The 21,104-nt window shown below is 56.8% G+C and carries 17 protein-coding genes; 3 read left to right on the forward strand and 14 right to left on the reverse strand.

What is annotated here, in order from left to right; all coding sequences use genetic code 11:
- Positions 1-79: 79 nt before the first annotated feature.
- A complete protein-coding gene (gene adh / locus IE151_RS08390; RefSeq protein ID WP_189489561.1) occupies positions 80-1,597 on the reverse strand; it encodes an aldehyde dehydrogenase in 1,518 nt (505 codons plus the stop codon).
- 129 nt (positions 1,598-1,726) lie between these two features.
- Positions 1,727-2,692, reverse strand: coding sequence for a helix-turn-helix domain-containing protein (locus IE151_RS08395; protein WP_189489562.1), 966 nt, complete (start codon positions 2,690-2,692; stop codon positions 1,727-1,729).
- A 395-nt stretch (positions 2,693-3,087) separates the two neighbouring features.
- Between IE151_RS08395 and IE151_RS08400 the strand changes: the two genes are divergently transcribed.
- A complete protein-coding gene (locus tag IE151_RS08400; RefSeq protein WP_189489755.1) occupies positions 3,088-4,374 on the forward strand; it encodes an MFS transporter in 1,287 nt (428 codons plus the stop codon).
- Between the two features lie 76 nt (positions 4,375-4,450).
- Here IE151_RS08400 and IE151_RS08405 read toward each other — a convergent pair whose 3' ends face one another.
- Positions 4,451-6,472 (reverse strand): cation:proton antiporter domain-containing protein, encoded by a 2,022-nt coding sequence (locus IE151_RS08405; protein ID WP_189489563.1) that lies wholly within the window; start codon positions 6,470-6,472, stop codon positions 4,451-4,453.
- 65 nt (positions 6,473-6,537) lie between these two features.
- On the opposite strand from IE151_RS08405, the gene IE151_RS08410 reads away from it, so the two are divergent.
- Positions 6,538-6,849: a helix-turn-helix transcriptional regulator gene (locus IE151_RS08410; RefSeq protein WP_210310875.1), complete on the forward strand. Its 312-nt coding sequence runs from the start codon at positions 6,538-6,540 to the stop codon at positions 6,847-6,849.
- On the opposite strand, the gene IE151_RS08415 is transcribed toward IE151_RS08410, so the two are convergent.
- From IE151_RS08415 to IE151_RS08460, 10 genes are all read right to left on the reverse strand, one after another.
- Complete coding sequence (locus IE151_RS08415; protein ID WP_189489564.1) at positions 6,846-7,982, reverse strand: ABC transporter permease; 1,137 nt, start codon at positions 7,980-7,982, stop codon at positions 6,846-6,848. The genes IE151_RS08410 and IE151_RS08415 overlap by 4 nt on opposite strands.
- Positions 7,979-8,899 (reverse strand): ABC transporter ATP-binding protein, encoded by a 921-nt coding sequence (locus IE151_RS08420; RefSeq protein WP_189489565.1) that lies wholly within the window; start codon positions 8,897-8,899, stop codon positions 7,979-7,981. The genes IE151_RS08415 and IE151_RS08420 overlap by 4 nt, the downstream gene beginning before the upstream one ends.
- Positions 8,896-9,846 (reverse strand): HlyD family secretion protein, encoded by a 951-nt coding sequence (locus IE151_RS08425; protein WP_189489566.1) that lies wholly within the window; start codon positions 9,844-9,846, stop codon positions 8,896-8,898. Before IE151_RS08425 ends, IE151_RS08420 begins: the two co-directional genes overlap by 4 nt.
- Positions 9,843-10,508 (reverse strand): CerR family C-terminal domain-containing protein, encoded by a 666-nt coding sequence (locus IE151_RS08430; protein ID WP_189489567.1) that lies wholly within the window; start codon positions 10,506-10,508, stop codon positions 9,843-9,845. The genes IE151_RS08425 and IE151_RS08430 overlap by 4 nt, the downstream gene beginning before the upstream one ends.
- Positions 10,509-10,607: 99 nt before the next feature.
- Positions 10,608-12,575, reverse strand: coding sequence for a tandem-95 repeat protein (locus IE151_RS08435; protein ID WP_189489568.1), 1,968 nt, complete (start codon positions 12,573-12,575; stop codon positions 10,608-10,610).
- Between the two features lie 226 nt (positions 12,576-12,801).
- On the reverse strand, positions 12,802-13,182 hold the full coding sequence (locus IE151_RS08440) for a hypothetical protein (RefSeq protein WP_189489569.1): 381 nt from the start codon (positions 13,180-13,182) through the stop codon (positions 12,802-12,804).
- Between the two features lie 42 nt (positions 13,183-13,224).
- Positions 13,225-14,064 carry an S-formylglutathione hydrolase gene (fghA, locus tag IE151_RS08445; protein WP_189489570.1) on the reverse strand — a complete coding sequence of 280 codons (840 nt, stop codon included), beginning with the start codon at positions 14,062-14,064 and terminating at the stop codon, positions 13,225-13,227.
- A 17-nt stretch (positions 14,065-14,081) separates the two neighbouring features.
- Complete coding sequence (locus tag IE151_RS08450; protein ID WP_189489571.1) at positions 14,082-14,750, reverse strand: DUF1345 domain-containing protein; 669 nt, start codon at positions 14,748-14,750, stop codon at positions 14,082-14,084.
- Positions 14,747-15,214 (reverse strand): YaiI/YqxD family protein, encoded by a 468-nt coding sequence (locus tag IE151_RS08455; protein ID WP_244636665.1) that lies wholly within the window; start codon positions 15,212-15,214, stop codon positions 14,747-14,749. Before IE151_RS08455 ends, IE151_RS08450 begins: the two co-directional genes overlap by 4 nt.
- A gap of 89 nt (positions 15,215-15,303) precedes the next feature.
- Positions 15,304-16,431, reverse strand: coding sequence for an S-(hydroxymethyl)glutathione dehydrogenase/class III alcohol dehydrogenase (locus IE151_RS08460; protein ID WP_189489572.1), 1,128 nt, complete (start codon positions 16,429-16,431; stop codon positions 15,304-15,306).
- A gap of 874 nt (positions 16,432-17,305) precedes the next feature.
- Between IE151_RS08460 and IE151_RS08465 the strand changes: the two genes are divergently transcribed.
- Positions 17,306-19,507: an autotransporter domain-containing protein gene (locus IE151_RS08465; RefSeq protein WP_189489573.1), complete on the forward strand. Its 2,202-nt coding sequence runs from the start codon at positions 17,306-17,308 to the stop codon at positions 19,505-19,507.
- Between the two features lie 67 nt (positions 19,508-19,574).
- Here IE151_RS08465 and IE151_RS08470 read toward each other — a convergent pair whose 3' ends face one another.
- Positions 19,575-21,062: a DEAD/DEAH box helicase gene (locus IE151_RS08470; RefSeq protein WP_189489574.1), complete on the reverse strand. Its 1,488-nt coding sequence runs from the start codon at positions 21,060-21,062 to the stop codon at positions 19,575-19,577.
- Between the last annotated feature and the right edge of the window lie 42 nt (positions 21,063-21,104).

Genomic DNA, 21,104 nt, shown 5'->3' on the forward strand with positions numbered 1-21,104 from the left:
TGCTCCGGACAAAGGGGGAACTCCGGAGCATGTCTTGATAGAACCCGGCGAGGCTCAACCTCGCCGCCGGCCTGAGCGATCAGAAGAAGCCGAGCTTCTTGGGGCTATAACTGACCAGAAGGTTTTTGGTCTGTTGATAATGGTCGAGCATCATCTTGTGTGTCTCACGCCCTATGCCGGATTGCTTATAGCCGCCAAAGGCCGCATGGGCCGGGTAGGCATGGTAGCAATTGGTCCAGACGCGGCCTGCCTGAATAGCGCGCCCGAAGCGATAGGCACGGCTGCCATCGCGGCTCCACACCCCCGCGCCAAGGCCGTAGAGGGTGTCGTTTGCGATGGAAAGCGCTTCATCGTCATCTTTGAAGGTGGTGACAGAGACCACCGGCCCGAAAATCTCCTCCTGGAAGATGCGCATCTTGTTCGTGCCTTTGAATACCGTCGGCTTCACATAATAGCCGCCTTCAAGATCGCCGCCGAGATTGTTTCTTTCGCCGCCGGCCAACACTTCGGCCCCTTCCTGGCGTCCAATATCGAAATAGGAGAGGATCTTCTCTAGCTGTTCGCTGGAAGCTTGCGCACCGATCATCGTGTTTGGGTCGAGGGGGTTGCCCTGCACAATGGCCGCGACACGATTCAAGGCGCGCTCCATGAACCTGTCGTAGATCGATTCATGAATGAGCGCGCGGGATGGGCAGGTGCAGACTTCACCCTGATTGAGAGCGAACATGACGAAGCCTTCAATGGCCTTGTCGAGGAAATCATCGTCTTCCGCAGCAACATCCTTGAAAAAGATATTGGGTGATTTGCCGCCGAGTTCCAGCGTGACCGGGATCAGGTTCTGGCTGGCATATTGCATGATGAGGCGGCCCGTCGTGGTCTCACCAGTGAAGGCGATTTTTGCGATGCGGCTCGATGAGGCAAGGGGCTTGCCTGCTTCGAGACCGAAGCCGTTGACGATATTGAGCACGCCTTCCGGGATGAGATCAGCAACGAGAGCGGCCCAGACGAGAATAGAGGCCGGTGTCTGCTCGGCCGGCTTCAGCACAACGCAATTGCCGGCAGCAAGGGCAGGCGCCAGCTTCCAGCATGCCATCAGCAGCGGGAAGTTCCAGGGAATGATCTGGCCGACGACACCGAGCGGCTCGTGAAAATGATAAGCAACCGTGTCGTGATCGATCTCCGATAGCGAACCTTCCTGCGAACGAATGGCGCTGGCAAAATAGCGGAAGTGGTCGATCGCGAGTGGGACGTCGGCAGCGGTCGATTCCCGGATAGGCTTGCCATTGTCCCAGCTTTCGGCCCGTGCCAGCAGGTCGAGGTTCTCCTCCATACGATCGGCGATGCGATTGAGCATCAGCGCACGTTCAGCGGCGCTGGCCTTGCTCCATTTATCCTTCGCTTTGTGCGCTGCATCGAGCGCTGCATCGACGTCCGCGGCGTCCGAACGCGCCACTTCGCAAAGCAGCTGGCCATTCACAGGAGATGTGTTTTCGAAATATTTTCCAGACTTTGGCTCGACCCACTGGCCACCGATGAAGTTGCCGTATTTCTTGTCGAACGGCACACTTGCAGTTCGCGAAACATCTATCTTGTTCATGATTTTCCTCCGCTATTGTCGCCCTATGGGCGATCCTCCAGCGCGGATCATGCCATTCACTTGTGCGATGTCACCGTGCGCGAACGCATGTCCGCAGAAAACTGTCGCAGAACTGCGACAGTCTTCAGCTCAGGGCACGCGGTGGCGCAGTGCCAGCCGCTTCATCTTTCGGTGCAGCGTGGCGCGGCTGATGCCAAGTTGACTAGCAGCCGCCGAGACGTTTCCGCCGGCTCGCGCCAACGCGCGTTGCAGAGCTGACCGCTCTGCCTTTTCCAGGCCGGATTGCGCGAGATCGCGCCGGTCGGCCAGAAGATCGGAAGCGGGGAGGGGAATGCGCATTTGCTCGCTCGAAAGCGATAGGAACTGGCGTGCTGCGCGCGTAGCCCCGATAACGAGATCATCTTGATCGACGGCGATGAGCCGTGCAGGTCCCAGGCTGCTTTCCTCGCCGACAATGACGATGCGGGCCTTCGAGAAGGCGCGACGGAAATTCTCTGTTTCGATGCGCCGTGCGGCATCGGTTACAGCCATGGCGATCAGCCGCATCACGTCACGGGTCAGATCATTGCGACAGGACGAGACGTCGAGTGCAGCTATCAGCTGGCCATGTTCGTCATGGATAGGCGCGGTCGTGCAGGAAAGACCGATGTTGCGGGTGAAAAAGTGCTCATCGCGATAGACTGTAAGTGCACGACCTTCCGCCAGACAGGTGCCGATGCCGTTCGTCCCCTCGGAACGCTCGTCCCAGACTGTGCCTGTCCAAAGTCCCCAGCCTTCGAAGGTCTCATCGTCTGCAATCGCGCCGCGGCGCTCGATGAGTATGCCATCCTTGTCGGCCAGCAAAACGCAACACCCGCTATTGCCCACGGCGGCATAGAGGTGGTCGAGGTTGGGTTGGACAACAGAAAGCAGGTGGCTCGACCCCTCGCGGTGCCGCGACAATGTTCGGTCATCGACGCGATTGGGCGGACGGTGTTCCCCCGGCCGTAGATGGTGCAGGCTGGCTGATCGTTGCCATGAGGCAACCAGTGCCGAGCGAGCGGCCCCGCCCGCCGACAATGCCGCTTCTACGCGACCTGCGTGATGATGGTCCATGCACTCCTCCTGCAAAGACAATCCGGTCGTGGAAGCATCCTCCATGCTGCCGCGACTGCGCTACTTCCTGTCGATTCTTCCAGCTTGCACTCATCTCGTCAATCGGGAGAGCAGTAGATAAAATCCAACAGGCCGAGTGGAAATGCATAGGAGCTATGCGTATTTATTTTAATTGCCTATAGATGCCAATATACGAAATATTATAATAAAAATCCCCAATATTTTCTTGCACTCGTTACCGGAACAGAGTTTACACCACGTAATTTCGTCTCCGTAGCCGCTTGTCCGGCTTGAGCTTCACGAAATTTTTCTTGTAACGGACGGTTCGTCGCAATTCCCGGCGGGCCTTTTTGCGGATCGTATACGTGGTCCCAGGATAGCAGACTATGACAACCATGGACGCAACCGGCGTCGCAGCCGAGCCAAGGAACAAGTCCCGAACTGTTCTGATGGCGAGCATGATCGGCACGACCATCGAATTCTTTGACTTTTATATCTACGCTACAGCTGCGGTAATCGTATTCCCGCACCTGTTTTTCCCCGCCGCCGACCCAACTTCGGCACTTCTATCGTCGCTGGCGACCTTTGCTATCGCTTTCTTCGCCCGTCCGATCGGCGCCGCCGTGTTCGGTCATTATGGCGACAAGATCGGCCGCAAGACGACACTGATTGCTGCACTTCTTCTCATGGGCATCTCGACGGTGGCCATCGGCTTCCTGCCTACTTACAGTCAGATCGGCGTGATGGCACCGCTGCTTCTCGCGCTTTGTCGCCTCGGACAAGGGCTCGGCCTTGGTGGAGAATGGGGCGGTGCCGTTCTGCTGGCAACCGAGAACGCGCCTAAGGGCAAGCGTTCCTGGTACGGCATGTTCCCGCAGCTCGGTGCGCCGGTCGGCTTTATTCTGGCCACCGCGTCGTTCCTGATACTGGCGGAAACCATGTCGGAGGAGGCGTTTTTCGTCTGGGGCTGGCGCGTTCCGTTCATCGCGTCCGCACTTCTGGTTGCTCTTGGTCTCTTTATTCGCCTGAACATTACCGAAACCCCTGATTTCAAGAAGGCGATCGAGGACAAGACCCGTGTGCCTGTCCCGTTCTCGGTCGTTCTGCGAGAACACAAACTGCGCCTTCTTTTTGGCACCCTGGCCGCGCTCGGTACCTTCGTGCTGTTCTACCTGATGACGGTGTTTACCCTTGGCTACGGCACAGGCACACTCGGTTATCCGCGTGAACAATTCCTGTTGCTGCAGATGGTCGGCGTGGTGGCATTCGGCCTGTTCATTCCGCCGGCGGCACTGCTTGCCGACAAATATGGCATGAAAATCACCATGATGCTGATCACCGCTGCCATAGGTCTCTTCGGCTTCTGCATCCAGCCGCTGCTGGCCGGCGGTACAGTCGGGGTGATGGCCTATCTCGTCATCGGTTTCGCGCTGATGGGGATGACCTATGGCCCGCTCGGTGCGGCACTCGCTCAGCCGTTCCCAACGGCCGTGCGCTACACTGGTTCGTCGCTGACCTTCAATCTTGGCGGTGTCTTCGGTGCGTCGCTGGCGCCGATGGTCGCAACCTGGCTCGCCAAGAACTACGGCATTGCCTATGTCGGCTACTATTTGATTGCTGCTGCGATCATCACGCTGATCGGTTTTGCATTCATGCGCTCCGCCAAGGACGCTGAAGGCTGACCCTCTGCCGTTCATCTTTGAGCTAAAAAACCCGCCAGCTGATCCTGGCGGGTTTTTTATGAGCTACCGAAGAGCGTCAGTCCTTCTTTGGGGAATCTGTGCAGAGGTCCGGGACCTTCTTTTCCGATATTGCATCCATCGTGCTGTCAGGGCCCTTTTCAAGCGGAGCCATGATCTTCTGGGCTTCCATCTCTTCCTGCTCCTTCTCTTGCATCACTGCATCAAAGCTCGTGCGGCGCGCCGGATTAGGCGTGGTCACGTCCGGATAGGGGGTGATATGGATAGCATCGTCATTGTGACGCATCGGATGTGAGCCGAACGCCTGTTCGATCATGCCTATGGCTATTTCCTTGCGTCCCACGACGACGTGGTCCACGCCCTTTGCGATCAGGTGGTCGATTTCCGTTTCCTTTTCGGCGCGTGCGATGATCGTTACGTCGGGATTCTGTTTGCGCGCTTTTTCAATGACCTGACCTGCTTCGAAGACATTTGGAATGGCGACAAAAACACGGCTAGCCTCAGCAAGGTTTGCAGCCCTGAGCGCTGCACTGTCGGCGGCGTTACCGGTGATCGCCTCGATGCCATCGGCACGCAAGCGCTCGATGCTTTCCTGACGGTCATCGATGACGACGAATTTCTCACCGGTTTCGACGAGCGAGTTGGCGAGATACTGACCCACAAAGCCGTAACCTGCAATGACGGTATGCGCTTTCATCGTGCATACGGGACGCGCCTCTTCCTCGAGCGCCAGGTGAACTGTCGCAGGTTCGGTACTTACTCCATCGGGTTGATCGGCAGGTGTATCAGTGGCTCCTGCTGATGAGGAAGCTTCAGACGCTCCCATTTCGCTCTCCGACCTTGCTGCTTCTCGGACTGATCCAGATGTTTCGGCTTGCAGCTTCGCCTGATAGCGATCGATCAAGACGAAGATGACCGGATTGACCAGGATAGACAGGATCGCACCGGCGAGTATCAGGTCCTGGCCCGTCTCGGGTAGAAGCTGGAGCGACAGGCCGAGCGAAGCAAGAATGAAGGAAAACTCTCCAATTTGGGCAAGGCTGGCTGAAATTGTCAGGGCAGTGATGCGCGAGTATCCAAATGCCAGAACGATGAAATAGGCCGCAATGGACTTGCCGAACACAATGATCGCAAAGGTCGCGATGACAGCGAGCGGATGCTCGATAAGAACCATCGGGTCGAACAGCATGCCAACTGATACGAAAAACAGGACGGCGAAGGCATCGCGCAAAGGAAGCGAGTCTTCGGCAGCCCGATGGCTCAGTTCGGACTCGGCCAATACCATGCCGGCAAAAAAAGCACCTAGGGCGAACGAGATGCCAAACAGGACCGACGAGCCATAAGCAATGCCAAGCGCGACAGCCAGGACGGAAAGCGTGAAGAGTTCCCTTGATCCCGTGCCCGCCATGTAACTCAAAGCCCATGGAATGACACGACGGCCGATAACGAGCATGATGGCGACAAAGAGCGCTACCTTGGCCAGGGTCCACCCCACGGTGGAAAGGATGGCGCCGGTCTCCAGCGCAAGCCGTTGGCCGTTCTCATCAACGCCGCCGAGCAGGCCGGACAAAGCCGGCAGCAGGACCAGAGCCATGACCATGGCAAGATCCTCGACTATCAGCCAACCCACCGCGATGCGTCCACGCTCCGTTTCAAGGATATGGCGCTCCTGCAGGGCACGCAGAAGCACGACCGTACTGGCAACAGAAAGCGCGAGACCGTAGACGAGGCCAGCGCCGAGCGACCAGCCCATCGCCCATGAAAGCGTGACGCCAAGCAGGGTGGCTATGGCAATCTGCGCGAGCGCTCCAGGTATAGCGATTGCCTTCACCGAAAGCAGGTCGCGCATCGAGAAATGCAGGCCTACCCCGAACATGAGGAGGATGACGCCGATTTCGGCAAGCTCGGGCGCAAGATGAACGTCCGCGACATAGCCCGGAGTGGCAGGACCAACGACAACGCCCGCAACCAGATAACCCACCAACGGCGATAATCGCAGTCGATTGGCAATTGCGCCAAAAATGAAGGCAAGTACGAGGCCTACTGCGATAGTGGTAATCAGCGGAGTGTCGTGAGTCATGGGTCGTATCGATCACCTAATCTGCAATTTACGAATATCTTGACATTTCGGAATGCTGACCTCAAATGTCAACCATTATGGTTGAAAATAACCTTATTGGCCAAGATAAACTCTGCTGCTGGCGCCTCATTCCTGCGCAATGTCGCGCCGCTCGTGGATTGATTTGCTGGACGCAGGAAAATCTCGCCGAAGCGGCGGGCGTTTCGCGCAGCACGATCAAGGATTTTGAAGCTGGCCGCCATGATCTGCAACGTGCAACGGAAAGCCAGATACTCTCTGCGCTGCGCGATGCTGGAATCAATCTCATCTGGCGTGAAGATGGCACTGTCGGTGCGACGATACGCCTTTCCCCGGCAAGTTGCGGCGGTTCTTCCTAATCGAGTGTCCGTCGGAAGCGGGACAGAGCCATTGCGGCAAAGACGGCAATGAAGACGCAGAGCGCGCCAATCTGCCAGATCACTTCGTAGAAATCCGCCCCTTTGAGCATAACGGCACGCACCACGCGAATGAAATGCGTAAGGGGGAATATTTCACCGAGATATTGCGCCCAGATCGGCATACCGAGATAAGGGAACATGAAGCCTGACAGAAGGATCGAGGGCAGGAAGAAGAAAAAAGTGAGCTGCATCGCCTGCATCTGGGTTCGTGACACGGTCGAGATCGTGTAGCCGAGCAGGACCAGCGCCATGACGAAGATGAAGATTGCTAGAAGGAGCAGAGGCAGGCTGCCTAGGAACGGCACCGAGAAGAGAAACTTTGCGGCCAGAAGCACGATCACCACCTGCACGGCGCCGACGCAGGCGTAAGGCAGGACCTTGCCAAGCATGATTTCCGTTGGGTTGGCAGGCATGGCGAGAAGGTTTTCCATGGTACCGCGCTCGGTCTCGCGCGTGAGCGCCATCGAGGTCATCATTACCATGGTCATCTGCAATATGACGCCGAGCAGACCCGGCACGATATTGTACTGGGTGATGCTTTCGGGATTGTAGCGCCGGTGCACGATGACCTCAAGCTCCCGTTCCTTTTCTTCTTCCGCCTCGAACGTCCGTCCCTGTTCACGCAACAGCGCTTCGCGTGCAACGGTTGACAGGGTGGAGATCGCACCGCTTGCCGCAGCCGGATCGGTGGCATCCGCTTCAATCAGCATCTGCGGGCGGTCGCCACGCCGTACGCGCGTGCCGAAGTCTGACGGAATGGTGACGATGAAAACGACTTCTCCCCGCGCCATCAACAACTCGGCCTCTTCGGTCGAGGCCACGACATGATCGAAACGGTAGTAATCGGTGGTTTGCAGGCTCGCGACGATGGCGCGCGTGTAGTTGTCAGTGCTGGAGGTGACCAGCGCGGCGGGCAGATGTTTCGGATCATTGTTGATAGCAAAGCCAAAGAGCACGAGAAGCATCAGCGGCACGCCCATCATCATCGCAAAAGTGACGCGGTCGCGCCGCATCTGGATGAATTCCTTGGCGAGAAGTGCGCCCAGGCGGCTGAAGGAAAGGACGCGGTTCATGCCATATTGTCCTTCGAGCCAGCCATGAACTGGATGAACACGTCTTCGAGGCTGGTTTCGCCACGACGTATCTCTATGCCCGGTTTGCCTTCCAGTTCACCCATCGAGGCTTGTAAGGCCGCGCGATCCGCGCCGACGACATGCAGCGTATTGCCGAAGGGGGCGACCTGCTCGACCCCTGGGCGGGTCCGTAATTCCAGGGCAAGACCAGCCATATCCGGGCCGGTGATGATGAAAGTCGTAAGATCGGCCTGGGCGATGACCTCATCTACAGTGCCGGTTGCAAGCATCTTGCCGTAGGAAATATAATTGATGCGGTGGCAGCGCTCGGCTTCGTCCATATAATGGGTCGACACGAGAACGGTCAGGCCCTCGCGGGCCAGCGCGTGAATCTCATCCCAGAAATCGCGGCGGGCTTTCGGGTCGACGCCGGCTGTTGGTTCGTCGAGCAGAAGCAGTTTCGGTTGATGCATAATGCAGGCGGCAAGCGCCAGGCGCTGCTTCCAGCCGCCCGATAATGTTCCGGCGAGTTGGTTGCGACGCGAAGTCATGTCCAGATCGGCAAGCGTCTTGTGTACGAAGGCGTCGACGGGGTTCAGTTCGTAAAGACGCGCGACGAATTCGAGATTCTCCTTGATCGTCAAATCCTCGTAGAATGAGAATTTCTGCGTCATGTAGCCGACTTTGCGTTTGATCTTCAGCCCTTCCGACAGAAGATCGTAGCCAAGCACGTTACCTTTGCCGGCATCCGGTGTAAGCAGGCCGCAAACCATGCGGATGGTTGTCGTCTTGCCGGACCCATTCGGACCGAGGAAACCGACAATCTCCCCCTCGGCCACCTGCATTGACACATTGTCGACGACCGTCTTGTCGCCAAAGCGCTTGATCAGGCCTTCGACTTCGATGGCGTTGGTCATCCACCAGTCCTCAGGCGCGCATCAATGATCTGTCCCGGTTGCAGGCGGGTGGCCTCGCCCTCCGCGCGCGCTTCGATCAGATAGACGAGCTTCTGGCGCCGTTCGAGCGAATATATGACAGGTGGCGTGAATTCCGGATCGGAGGAGATGTAGCTTACCTTTGCTATCATCCCTTGCGCGCAACCATTGCAGCTGACGGCAAGCTCGGCGCCGAGCCGCAATGATGAGAATTCCGTTTCAGGAACGTAAAACCGTAGCTTTACCGCGCCATCCGGCAGCATGGAAAGCACAGGTGCGGAAGGCCCGGCAATGTCGCCTGGATTGCGGATGACATCGTCTACGCGCCCGTCAGCAGGCGCAGTGAGAGTACGCTGGGAGAGAAGCCACTTCGCCTGTTCGAGCTGTGCTTGCGCCTGTTCTGCCTGCTTTTCTGCGGCTTTGATCGCTTCGGGGCGAGCTGGGAGCCTCGCTACGTTCAGATTGGCTTGTGCTTCGCCGAGCGCAGCGTCGGCAATCTGTGCATTGGTCTGGGCGCGGTCGAATTCCGCCTGACTCGTAGTGCCGCGCGAAAGTAGATCGCGTGCGCGCTCCAGATTGCGGTCCGCGTCCTGCTTTTGGGCGCGAGCTGAGGCGAGTGTCGCTTCCAGCACTGCAATCTCTTCCGGACGTTTCCCGATCTTCAGGTCGGCGAGATTGGCTTGCGCTTGCGCAAGAGCTGCTTCTGCCTCCGCCAGTTTGTTGCGCGCATCGGTGTCCTCAAGCCGGCCGAGCACATCACCCTGTGCCACCCGATCGCCCCGCCTGACGGACAGCTCGCGCAACTGCGCTGCTTCGATCGGCGCGACCTGCACGAAATCTCCCTCGACATATCCAACCGCCAAAGGAGCAGGGGCGGCACAGGCACCGAAAAGACTGGCAGCAAGTGGGAGGGCGCAAAGGATGCTCATGACTTCAAAGCCTGTCTTGCAGCGATAATTGCGGAGAGGTTGGATTTAATGATCCGTGTCACTTGTCCCAATTCGTCTTCTGAAATCCTGTTCCAGGCCATACGCTTGGCTATCGCTTCGCGGGCAATGCGGAAATAGATGACTTGGCCAATCATCGAAAAGACAAGAAGCCGGGTCTCGTTCGCCTCCGCTTCCATGCCGGTGGCCGCTCCCCATAACATACAGCATTGCTTGTGAATGGGTTCGAAGAGGCCGTGATAGAGGGTATCAAGCGTAGGACCCGGAACGGCAATTGCTCGTAGAACAAACTGGATAATCGATCCTGCTTCCTCGCTTGCCGTAACAAAAGCGATCATACGTTCCAGGATTGCCTCGATCATCACATGCGCCTGATCAGGTGAAAGTCGCGTGTAATCGATGACCTCGCCAGCGAGCGCGCCGCCTGATGCCTCGCGAATGAGCAGCACTGCATGTTCGGCGCAGGCTGCGTGCAGGCCTTCCTTGTTGCCAAAATGATAGGCGATGGAGCCGATATTAGCTTTGGCCTGAGCCGCGATGTCGCGCGTCGAGGTAGCCTCGAAACCATTCTCACCGAAAAGCAGAAGGCCCGCCTGGATAAGCGCAAGTCGCGTTTGATGGGTAGGGGAAGATCTGGTTGTCATAGATTCAATTTAATCAATCGATTGATTAAATCAAGGTATATTGAAGCCGACAGGATAGACGAAGGCCGGGCATACGCCCGGCCTTCGTCCGATCAGAGATCAGAGGAATGCATGTTGAAATATGCCGGCGTCGGACCAGTATTGCTCCGGTTCGGGGCCAGCATCCTCGAATATTGCGACTGCTGCGCGTTCCCATTCAGCATCATTAGCATGTATTACCAGTTCGCTTGATGCAGTTGCGCCGGCTTTATCGGTCGCGAGCAAAACCAGACGCACTGATTTGCTGAGGCTTCCCTCGATCACGCCAGTCTCGGCGTTAATCGAAAGATTGGTCGGTGCCATTCCCGATTTAGGGTCGCGGAGACTATAGGTGAGCGCATCGTCGGACTGCTTATACTGAATGTCTTTGTCGGCAAAGATGCGCTTGATCTCCGGGTCGAAGGTGAATTCCTTCCCTTTGAATACTTCGTGATCCACCCGGCGGATCTTCGCCTCCGGCGTGTCATTGACGTTTTCCACTGTAATGGTCGCCGTTGCCGGCAGAGAATAGGCTGTTTCGCTTTCCAGCTTTCCCTTCTCGCGAACATTAAATTGAAAAGTCACGTCACCCGTATGGCCATAGGTGGGGGTAATCTCAATATAGTCCTGAAAAATCGCCGAGCGTTGGATATGTTTCGCACTACCATTTTCGACGTTCAGTATGTTGCCGAATGCCAGCTTGTCACCATCCACATCGTAGAAGTGCTTAAGAAGACCGGAGACAGGTATCTGGATGCTTCCATTGTGCTCCTTTACCGTTTTGGAGAACGTGCTGACCGCTACAGGTATATCATTGACAGGTAGTACCGAAACCGAAGCTTCTCCGTTAATTCTCTGTCCATTACCGTCGCTGAGAACATAATCGAATTTGACTGTCCCATTATAATTGGTTTTGCCGGCGACCCGCAGATCAGTGCCGATCTGTTCCACCTCAAGCTTAGGCGAAGCCGCGAACTTTTCGATTTTCACCGTGTATGGGTCGAAGCCGACGAGATCGCGGAAGAGCATTTCAGTGGAGACTTCCGAACTGCCGGATTTCGGAACGTTCATGAAATAGCTTCCTTCGGAGGATTTTCCGGAACCATCCATGAGAATGTAGCGAAGCTCCAGCTTATCTGATTGGCTTGCCTTTGCTTCATTCGGCAACTCTATTGCCCGGCTCAGCTGGACACGATCCGCAGTGTAGGCGATTTCCATATCGCGAAACGCATCCGCGGATACGACTTTGGCTCCCGCAATGCGAACAGTGTTGAGATCGAGCCCGGTGACTTGCTTTGCAAGTTGCTGGGGAGAGATGTTCATCGCCTCCTCTTCCTTCACGGTGAAAGAGGTGGAGAGTTTGATCTCGGGCTTGATCTCGGGCTTGATGGCCGCCTTGCTTTCATCAACGGAGAACAGTGCTAGCATCTGCGCCTCCTTCTTGTCATGAAAGGTCAAATGAATTCTCTGAACGTCCTTTAGACCTTTGCGATCAACCGTTTCATAGCGAAAGGTCGCGAGGCCGGAGAAATCTGCGGGCGGCGTCAGGATAGCAATGCCGTCCTTCCGGTGAATAGTGAATCCTTCTGCTTCCGACATGATAGAAACGATACGCGGTGCACCATCACTTTTATGCGCCAGATCGTTGCCAAGCAGCTTGCGTTCCTCGATCGCCGCTGTGCGGCCTTTGATGGCATGAAGAACGTCGTCGCCGGGGGTGAGGTACACAGGCGTTGTGTCCGTATCCGCAGCCACAAATTTTATGGTCGCCTTGGCGCGGGCTTTCGCACCTTTATTGTCGACTACGTCATAAAAGAAGCTGCCTGTGTCGGAGTCCGTCGCGTAGGAATCAGAGAACTTGCGCTGCACGACAATCCGGTCATCAACCAGTCGCACGGAGCAGTTTTCATTAGCTGAGACGCCGATGATTTTCAGCTGTCCGTGAGTGGTGGAATCATTTTGCAGAAGCTGGGAAGCACTGAGAGAAAACATTCTGTCGGAAGAGGCAAAGAAATCTTCCTCTACCGAGATCTTATGTGTGGGGGCCATCCAGCCCCATGCGCGAAATGTTTTCGGGAAAAAATCATACCAAGCCATAAAATATATCTCTCTGAAATAAGATAATTGCTTGGTGGGGATACGGATATTTTAAAATATCATCGAGTATTTTTAATTTCAGAGTGATTTTTTTAAGGTGTATTGGAGCGTGTCTGAAAGCAATAAGCGTTCGAACGGCAGCGGCCCGACTGTGTGCCGGACCGCGATTAGGAGCGTACTAACTGCACTGCCTTAAAACAGGGCGGTGACCTACATTGTTAAGGAAGGTGACGAGCATCTGGTTGCCCGTCGGTGTCAGCGTCACGCCTTCATTGTTGCCATTGCAATCCAACTGCAGCGCATAGGTGCCGGAATAATTGTTGACCCGGCGAACGCTGCACTGGCGCGAGTTGCTGTCAAAGCGGTTGCGATCAATCACGTAGCGGTCACCGTCGCTTGCGCACCAGGTTCCAGAAATCGGGGTCACGTCCACCGGCGGTGCAGGCGGACTTGCAGCAGCGCTAGTCGTACCCCCCGCATCGGGTTGTGATGGTGAGCAGGCGGACACGATAAGGGCGGCGGCTGCGACCAGGGCAGCGACGCTTATGGCTTTTCTCATTCCGGGAGAACTCCGTTTATGGCTCTGATTTTGTTGTGCGGGTCACTTATAGAGGCGTTCGGCGTGCCAACGCAAATGGTCGCCCATGAAGGTGGAGATGAAGAAATAGGAGTGGTCGTAACCTTCCTGCATGCGCAGTGTAAGTGCAATTTCCGGCTTGTCCTTCACCGCTTCTTGGAGGAGCCAGGGACGCAAGCCATTATCGAGGAAGCCATCCGCAGCACCCTGATCAACCAGGATTTCGCGGAATTGCGCACCATCGGCGATGAGATCGCACGTGTCATATTGTCTCCAGCTTGTCTTGTCGGCGCCAAGATATTTCTCGAAGGCCGGCGCCGACCAGTCGGCGGAAGAGGGGGCGACAATCGGTGCAAAAGCCGAACAGCTCTTGAACTTCTGCGGATTTTTTAACGCGATCGTGATGGCGCCGTGACCGCCCATCGAGTGACCGAAAATTCCCTGACGGTTCATGTCGACCGGGAAATTGTCCGCGATCAGCGCCGGCAGTTCCTCGGTTATATAGCTGTACATCTGATAATGCTTTGACCACGGCGCCTGCGTCGCGTCGAGATAAAAACCTGCACCCTTACCCATTTGCCAATTGTCCGGTTCGTCAGCAATGCCATCGCCGCGCGGGCTGGTATCCGGGCAGACGATAATGATGCCGAGTTCAGCCGCGAGGCGACGATATTCGCCCTTGTCCATGACATTGGCATGGGTGCAGGTAAGGCCGGACAGATACCAAAGGATCGGACATTTTTCCGTGGCTGCTTTGGGAGGAAGGTAAACAGCAAAGGTCATCGTACAATGGCAAGCTTCCGACTCGTGGCTGTAGACACCTTGTATGCCGCCGAAAGCTTTTGCCTGTGAAATGGTTTTCATGGGGGGAGTCCTTAAGATCAGGGTGCCAGCGACACAGCCATATTGACAGCCGCCGCAACGAGCACTGTGTTGAAAAAGAACGAAACAATGGAATGCGCCAGATTGAACTTGCGCATGTTGCTTGAGCGAATGGCGACGTCGGAGGTTTGGGCCGTCATGCCGACGACGAAGGAAAAATAGAGAAAATCCCACCCCTGGGGCTTCTCCGTACCAGGAAATTCCAGTCCGCCTTGACGCCGTGCTTCTCGATCGTGCACTGCGTCCGCCTCGCTACGGAACCAGTGCAAATGCGCATAATGCAGCGCAGCCATGGTGTGGATGGTCAGCCAGCCCAGAACAACGGAAGCGAGCATGATAATGATTTCGCCCGGCGCTGCGCCGTGTTCGCTGTTGAGCGCGAGGAAGAGTGAGGACACCGCCGTAACGACCGCGGCGAGCGTGATGGTAAAGATGATCGCGCTGGGGAGATCGGTTTCGGCCGCATTTCGCTTCAGATAGACGGCGTATAGTTTCGGCACGATGCTCCACGCGATCACCAGATAGGCGAGGAAGAAGCCGAGCACCCCGTAAAGCAGTGCCTTCTCTGGTTGAAGGAACATTGTGGCGATCAGGATGAGCAGTCCAGCTCCGAAAGCCAAATAAAAAGCGCTGTGCCTGCGGCGATGATGCTGCAATGCTTCACTCATGCCACACTCTTCAAGGCACGGCGGCACAATCGATCCAGTGTTTCGAGAAAGGCCGAGCGGTCACGTTGCGTGAATGCGGGATTGTAGCCCTTGCTTTCGCCGGTCTCTCGCAGGTGCTGACCAAGGTCCCGCATCGCGCTTGCCATGCCGATATTGCTTTCGTCGAAAATACGGCCCGCCGGTCCAGTGACAAGCGCGGCTTTCGCTACACATCGCACGGCCAGCGGAACATCGGCCGTAACGACGATGTCGCTCGCGGTGGCATTTTCCGCGATCCAATCATCTGCTGCATCGAAACTCGCTGAGACAATGACATTCCGGACCATCGGATCGCGAGATGGGCGCAAGCCTGAGTTAGCGACAAACGTGACGCGCAGCCCGTGTCGCTCGGCAACCTTGAGTATTTCGGGTTTCACCGGGCAGGCATCGGCGTCGACAAAAATTTCAGGCATTTTTTCAGTCATTGTTCTCATTGCGCACAATTAACGCATGCTGCGCTGCGCGATCAATGCCTTCAGGAGTGAGGAGGGGCTTTTCCGCCCCTCCTGGTTTTTCAATAAACCACGACGCCGCGCACACTCTCGCCCGAATGCATCAGCTCGAATCCCTTGTTTATGTCTTCAAGCGGCATGGTGTGGGTAATCATCGGATCGATCTCGATCTTTCCGTCCATATACCACTCGACGATCTTGGGAACGTCCGTACGACCGCGAGCGCCACCGAAAGCCGTCCCCATCCATTGACGGCCTGTGACAAGTTGGAAAGGCCGCGTGGAGATTTCCTGACCGGCACCGGCCACACCGATAATGACAGACTTGCCCCAGCCGCGATGCGCGCTTTCCAGTGCCTGACGCATGACATTGACGTTGCCGGTGCAGTCGAAGGTGTAGTCCGCCCCCCCGATCAGGTCGCCGTTACGTTTGGTGAGATTGACCAGGTACGGCACTATGTCTTCGCCGACTTCCTTCGGATTGACGAAGTGCGTCATGCCGAAGCGCTCGCCCCATTCCTTCTTGTCATTGTTGATATCGACGCCGATGATCATATCCGCCCCGGCCAGACGCAGGCCCTGGATGACGTTGAGACCGATGCCGCCAAGACCGAAGACGATGGCCGTCGAACCGATCTCCACCTTCGCTGTGTTGATGACGGCACCGATGCCCGTCGTCACGCCGCAGCCAATATAGCAAATCTTGTCGAATGGGGCGTCGGGGTTGACCTTGGCAAGCGCAATTTCTGGCAGAACCGTGAAATTTGCGAAGGTTGAGCAGCCCATATAGTGGAAGATCTTGTCCTTGCCAATCGAGAAGCGGCTCGTGCCATCCGGCATCAAACCCTGGCCCTGCGTGGCGCGGATCGAGGTGCAAAGATTGGTTTTCTGTGAGAGGCAAGAATAACACTCGCGGCATTCCGGCGTGTAGAGCGGAATGACATGATCGCCTTTCTTGAGTGTCGTTACGCCTGGTCCCACATCCACGACGACGCCAGCGCCCTCATGCCCCAGGATGGCAGGGAAAATTCCTTCCGGGTCGGCGCCCGACAGCGTGAAGTCGTCCGTATGACAGAGACCTGTCGCCTTCACCTCTACCAGTACTTCGCCAACCTTCGGGCCTTCGAGTTGAACTGTCATGATTTCAAGCGGTTTGCCGGCTTGAACGGCAACGGCGGCGCGTACGTCCATGGTGCTGATTCCTCTGCGTCTGATTTGAGGTCACAATCGCAGAGCGGCGGCGGCGGCTCAAGAGGGGATGGGTGTCCTGAACTTAATTTCACATTAGATATTACAAATATATATTTTGAAATATAAAACTATTGATAAAATAATGATGCAATGCTTTTGGGGTTAAGAATTTCTTACAATCCCAGGAATTGATTGAATAATGAAGAAATATATTGTTTTTTTATCTTTAACTACTGCAATTTTTGTATGTGAATCGGATAGTGTAGAAGCTAGTAGTTTATTAAAAGATTATGGTAATGTTTCTGATCTTCGTTCTGAGGTGCCTTCTGGCCCGCAGGAACTGAGGCCGGGTTTCCATTTTTCTGCGCATGGCGGCGAATACATAGAAACAGAAAAACGGCATCTTCTGGAGTTTCTCTCAAAAGGTGGCTCGGAATCCTTGAGTTTAAACGATTTCCATTTTGATCCAAATATTAGAGGCATGAAGATAGGGCAATCTAAGCAGTATTTCCTAGAAAATCTTTCGGAGGTCCCTTCAGGAAAGGAAATTAATATCTCCGCTGTGGATCCCGTTCATTTCTCGATGACGGATGATCGCCATTTTGTCCTTACCTATCAGGGAGATCGTGTAGAACTTAAACGTGAGGCGGATGTCTACGCTGGAAATTTCGTTTATCCCAGCGGACATTCCTTGCCGCGTTCGCTGGAAAACCGGTCAAATGTGCGCGACTACGTGACGATACATAGACTTCGGACATGCGGCCCAGATCAGTATCCGTTCGCCACGCCAGGATTGCCGCCTCAGTGTGGAGAGCGTGGGAATGCAAGCTCAGATGGCCGAGACGACACGAAACACACAAATGGCGCGCCGGGCGTGGCCGGTCCGAAAGGCGATACTGGCGAGCAGGGTGCCAAGGGCGAAAAAGATGACGCTGGCCGCGACGGCATAGACGGACGCGATGGCATAGACGGCGTGCCGGGTGTGGCCGGGCCGAAGGGCGATACTGGCGAGCAGGGTGCCAAGGGCGAAAAAGGTGATGCCGGCCGTGACGGCCTAGACGGCGCGCCCGGCCTTCCGGGCCGCGACGGCAAAGATGGTCGCGATGGTGTGGATGGTGGGCCGGGTGTGGCCGGGCCGAAGGGCGATACTGGCGAGCAGGGTGCCAAAGGCGAAAAGGGAGATGCTGGCCGCGACGGCAAAGATGGTCGCGACGGTGTGGATGGTGCGCCGGGTGTGGCCGGGCCGAAAGGCGATACTGGCGAGCAGGGTGCCAAGGGCGAAAAGGGAGATGCTGGTCGCGACGGCCTAGACGGACGCGACGGTGTGGATGGCGCGCCGGGTGTGGCCGGGCCGAAGGGCGATACTGGCGAGCAGGGTGCCAAAGGCGAAAAAGGTGATGCCGGCCGTGACGGCATAGACGGACGCGACGGTGTGGATGGTGCGCCGGGTGTGGCCGGGCCGAAGGGCGATACTGGCAAGCAGGGTGCCAAAGGCGAAAAGGGAGATGCTGGCCGCGACGGCATAGACGGCGCGCCCGGCCTTCCGGGCCGCGACGGCAAAGATGGTCGCGATGGTGTGGATGGTGCGCCGGGCGTGGCCGGGCCGAAAGGCGATACTGGCGAGCAGGGTGCCAAAGGCGAAAAGGGAGATGCTGGCCGCGATGGCATAGACGGCGCGCCCGGCCTTCCGGGCCGTGACGGCAAAGATGGTCGCGATGGTGTGGATGGTAATAATGTCGATCCCGCCGAGGTCGCTGCCATTCATAGACGCATTGACGAAATGGAGAAGCGCCTGGAGGCGGAGGCGGTTCTTCGCGATGATTTGCAGCGCCAGTTGGAAGTAGCCAAAAGAACCGATACCGAAAACGTAAAGACACTCGAAAAGAAACTTCAAACCCAGCAAAAACGGCTGGAAGAGCTCGAAGACGAAGTGAAGGCGCAGCAAGAAAAAGTAGCGGCGCTGGAAAAAAGTGCCGAGAAGACCAAACAGGAATTGGCAGAACAAAAGAAGAGCGATGCTGAGCAGAAGGCAGAAACTGCGGCGCCGGAAGCTCACCCGATTGTCCCTATTGTCCTTCTCGACCGAGCCCCTGTCGATCCGCGCCCACTCGATCCGCGCATGCGCGGGGCGATGCATGCCACGACATTGGCAGGTGCGGTGGATGACAGCCTCGCCATTCGCGATGTCGTTGCACGTCGACTCGATGGTGCCTTCAATAAAGATACGGATGATCGCAAGCATGTGATTGGCGAGACCGCCGAGAGCGGTCTCTGGATGGCAGCCATCGGTCAGGGCGGAATGATGAAGGCGCTTGGCGATGCGCTGGACACGAAGCGCAAAATGACAGGCACGGTTGGCGGCATCGACTTTGCTCTTGGCGAGAGCGCACGCCTCGGCGTCTTCGGCGGCCATACGCGAACCACGTTCACCGAAGGAGACAAGGTCGCCAATGCCCAGCTTTCCGGCGTCCATACAGGCATCTACCTGGTCATGCAAGATAGCGGGTTCGACTATAAGGCGGGCGCGATCCATGGCCGTTACGACGCCAAGATTAAGCGAAACGTGATAGCTGATGGCCGAATGAATGGCTACGGCACCGATTACGATCTCTCAACCACTCAGATGTTCGGGGAGGTTGCCTATACGGCGACGTTTTATGACACCGCGTTTCAGCCTTTCCTTGGCTATACCCATCTCTGGACGGAGCGCGACAGCTTTGCCGAAAGTATGGGCAAGGCCGCACTCAAGAGCGAAAAGAAGGCTTCTTCGGTTGGTGTAGTCGATCTTGGTCTGCGCGCGTCGAGGAAAGTCAAGGTACGGGAAACCGAAGTCGCTTTGCGTGCCAGCGCAAGTATCCGTCACAAGACGAAGGACATGGCTGTCGCGACGCCTGGTCTCGACGACGGCACGCCTTTCGAAACGCGCGGTACGCACAAGGGACGTAGTACGGCAAAACTAGGTGTTGCCGCCGACGTCAAGCTGACGAAGAAGGCGCGGCTGGCGTTGAGCTATGAGACGGAGATCGGACGCTCGATCGCTCATTCGGTTGATACGAGCTTTACCTTCAAATTCTGAGAAAAGAGCGCAAGGAAAAGGCCCGCCGATTAAAACCGGCGGGCCTTTCTATTCGGGATGAAGAAGATTAGGCCGCAGCGAACTTCTTCTTCGGGCGGCGCGGCTTGGCCGATGCCTTGTTCGGTGCGGCACCGAAGCCGCCACCATTGCGTTTGGCACCGAAGCCGCCTGGCTTGCCTTTGCCGCCGGCAGGACGAACGGAAGCGCGTGGACGATCCTCGCGGGTTTCGCCCAGGCCGTCATTGCGGAAGCTGCCTTCGGCGCGACGTTCACCGCCGCGGCCTTCACCACCACCACGACGCTCGCCGCGGAAACCGCCTTCACGGCGTTCACCAGAGCCTTCATGTCCGTTCGGACGACGACCACGATGACCGGCACCGCCACGGGGTTTGCGGCCAGCTGGGCGCTCGGCAACCGGCTCTTCGCCACCTGCCACTTCGATCTTGATGCTCATCAGCTTCTCGATGGCACGCAGGAGATGCATGTCGGTTGAGGAGCAGAACGCAACTGCCGCGCCGTCGGCACCTGCGCGGGCTGTACGACCGATGCGGTGTACATAGGCTTCCGCGACTTCCGGCAGATCGTAATTATATACGTGCGTGACCCCGGGAATGTCGATGCCGCGTGCGGCCACATCGGTCGCCACGAGAACGCGACACTCGCCGTTACGGAAGTTCTTGATGGCGCGCTCACGCTGGCCTTGGCTCTTGTTGCCGTGCACGGATTCTGCCTTGAAGCCAGCCTCGACAAGCTGCTTCATCAGCTTTTCGGCACCGTGCTTGGTGCGCGAGAAGACCATAGCGCGTGCAGCCGGATTGGCGCGTTCGGCGGCCGAAAGCAGATCGCGCAGCAGCGGCAACTTGTCGCGCGCGGCGACATAGAAGACGGACTGGGTAACCTTGTCAGCAGCCTTGCCGGGAGGGGTGACCTCGACGCGCTTCGGATCTTTCAGATATGTGCTGGAGAGATCTTCGATCTGCTTCGGCATGGTAGCCGAAAACAGCATGGTCTGGCGCTTGTCGCCCACCAGCTTGGCAATTTTGCGCAGTGGGACGATGAAGCCGAGATCGAGCATCTGGTCGGCTTCGTCGAGAACGAGGAAGGTCGCGTGGTCAAGGAAAACGGCGCGACGCTCTACGAGGTCGAGCAGTCGTCCCGGCGTTGCGACGAGAATGTCGGTACCGCGGGTAAGGTTCTTCACCTGCACGTTGATAGAAGCACCGCCGACGACGGAGCCGATCTTCAGCGGTGTGCCCTTTACATAGGCGCGCAGGTTGGTGGCGATCTGGTTGACCAGTTCGCGGGTCGGAGCAAGCACTAGCGCACGAATATTCTTCGGGGCGGGACGCTCCTGCTTGTGCATCAGATGGTCGACCATCGGCAGGCCGAAAGCGGCTGTTTTGCCGGTGCCGGTCTGGGCCAGGCCCAGCACGTCATGACCGTCGAGCACGGTTGGGATCGCCTGTGCCTGAATTGGCGTGGGCGTCTCATAGCCGAGGCCTTTCAACGTGTTGAGTAGGTGTTTGTTGAGACCGAGGTCTGAAAATTGTGTCAAAGTCGAGCCTTTCGCAGCGAGCAGGCCAATCCTGTCGCGAGC

The organism is Limoniibacter endophyticus, assembly GCF_014652835.1.
Taxonomy (GTDB): Bacteria; Pseudomonadota; Alphaproteobacteria; order Rhizobiales; family Rhizobiaceae; genus Limoniibacter; species Limoniibacter endophyticus.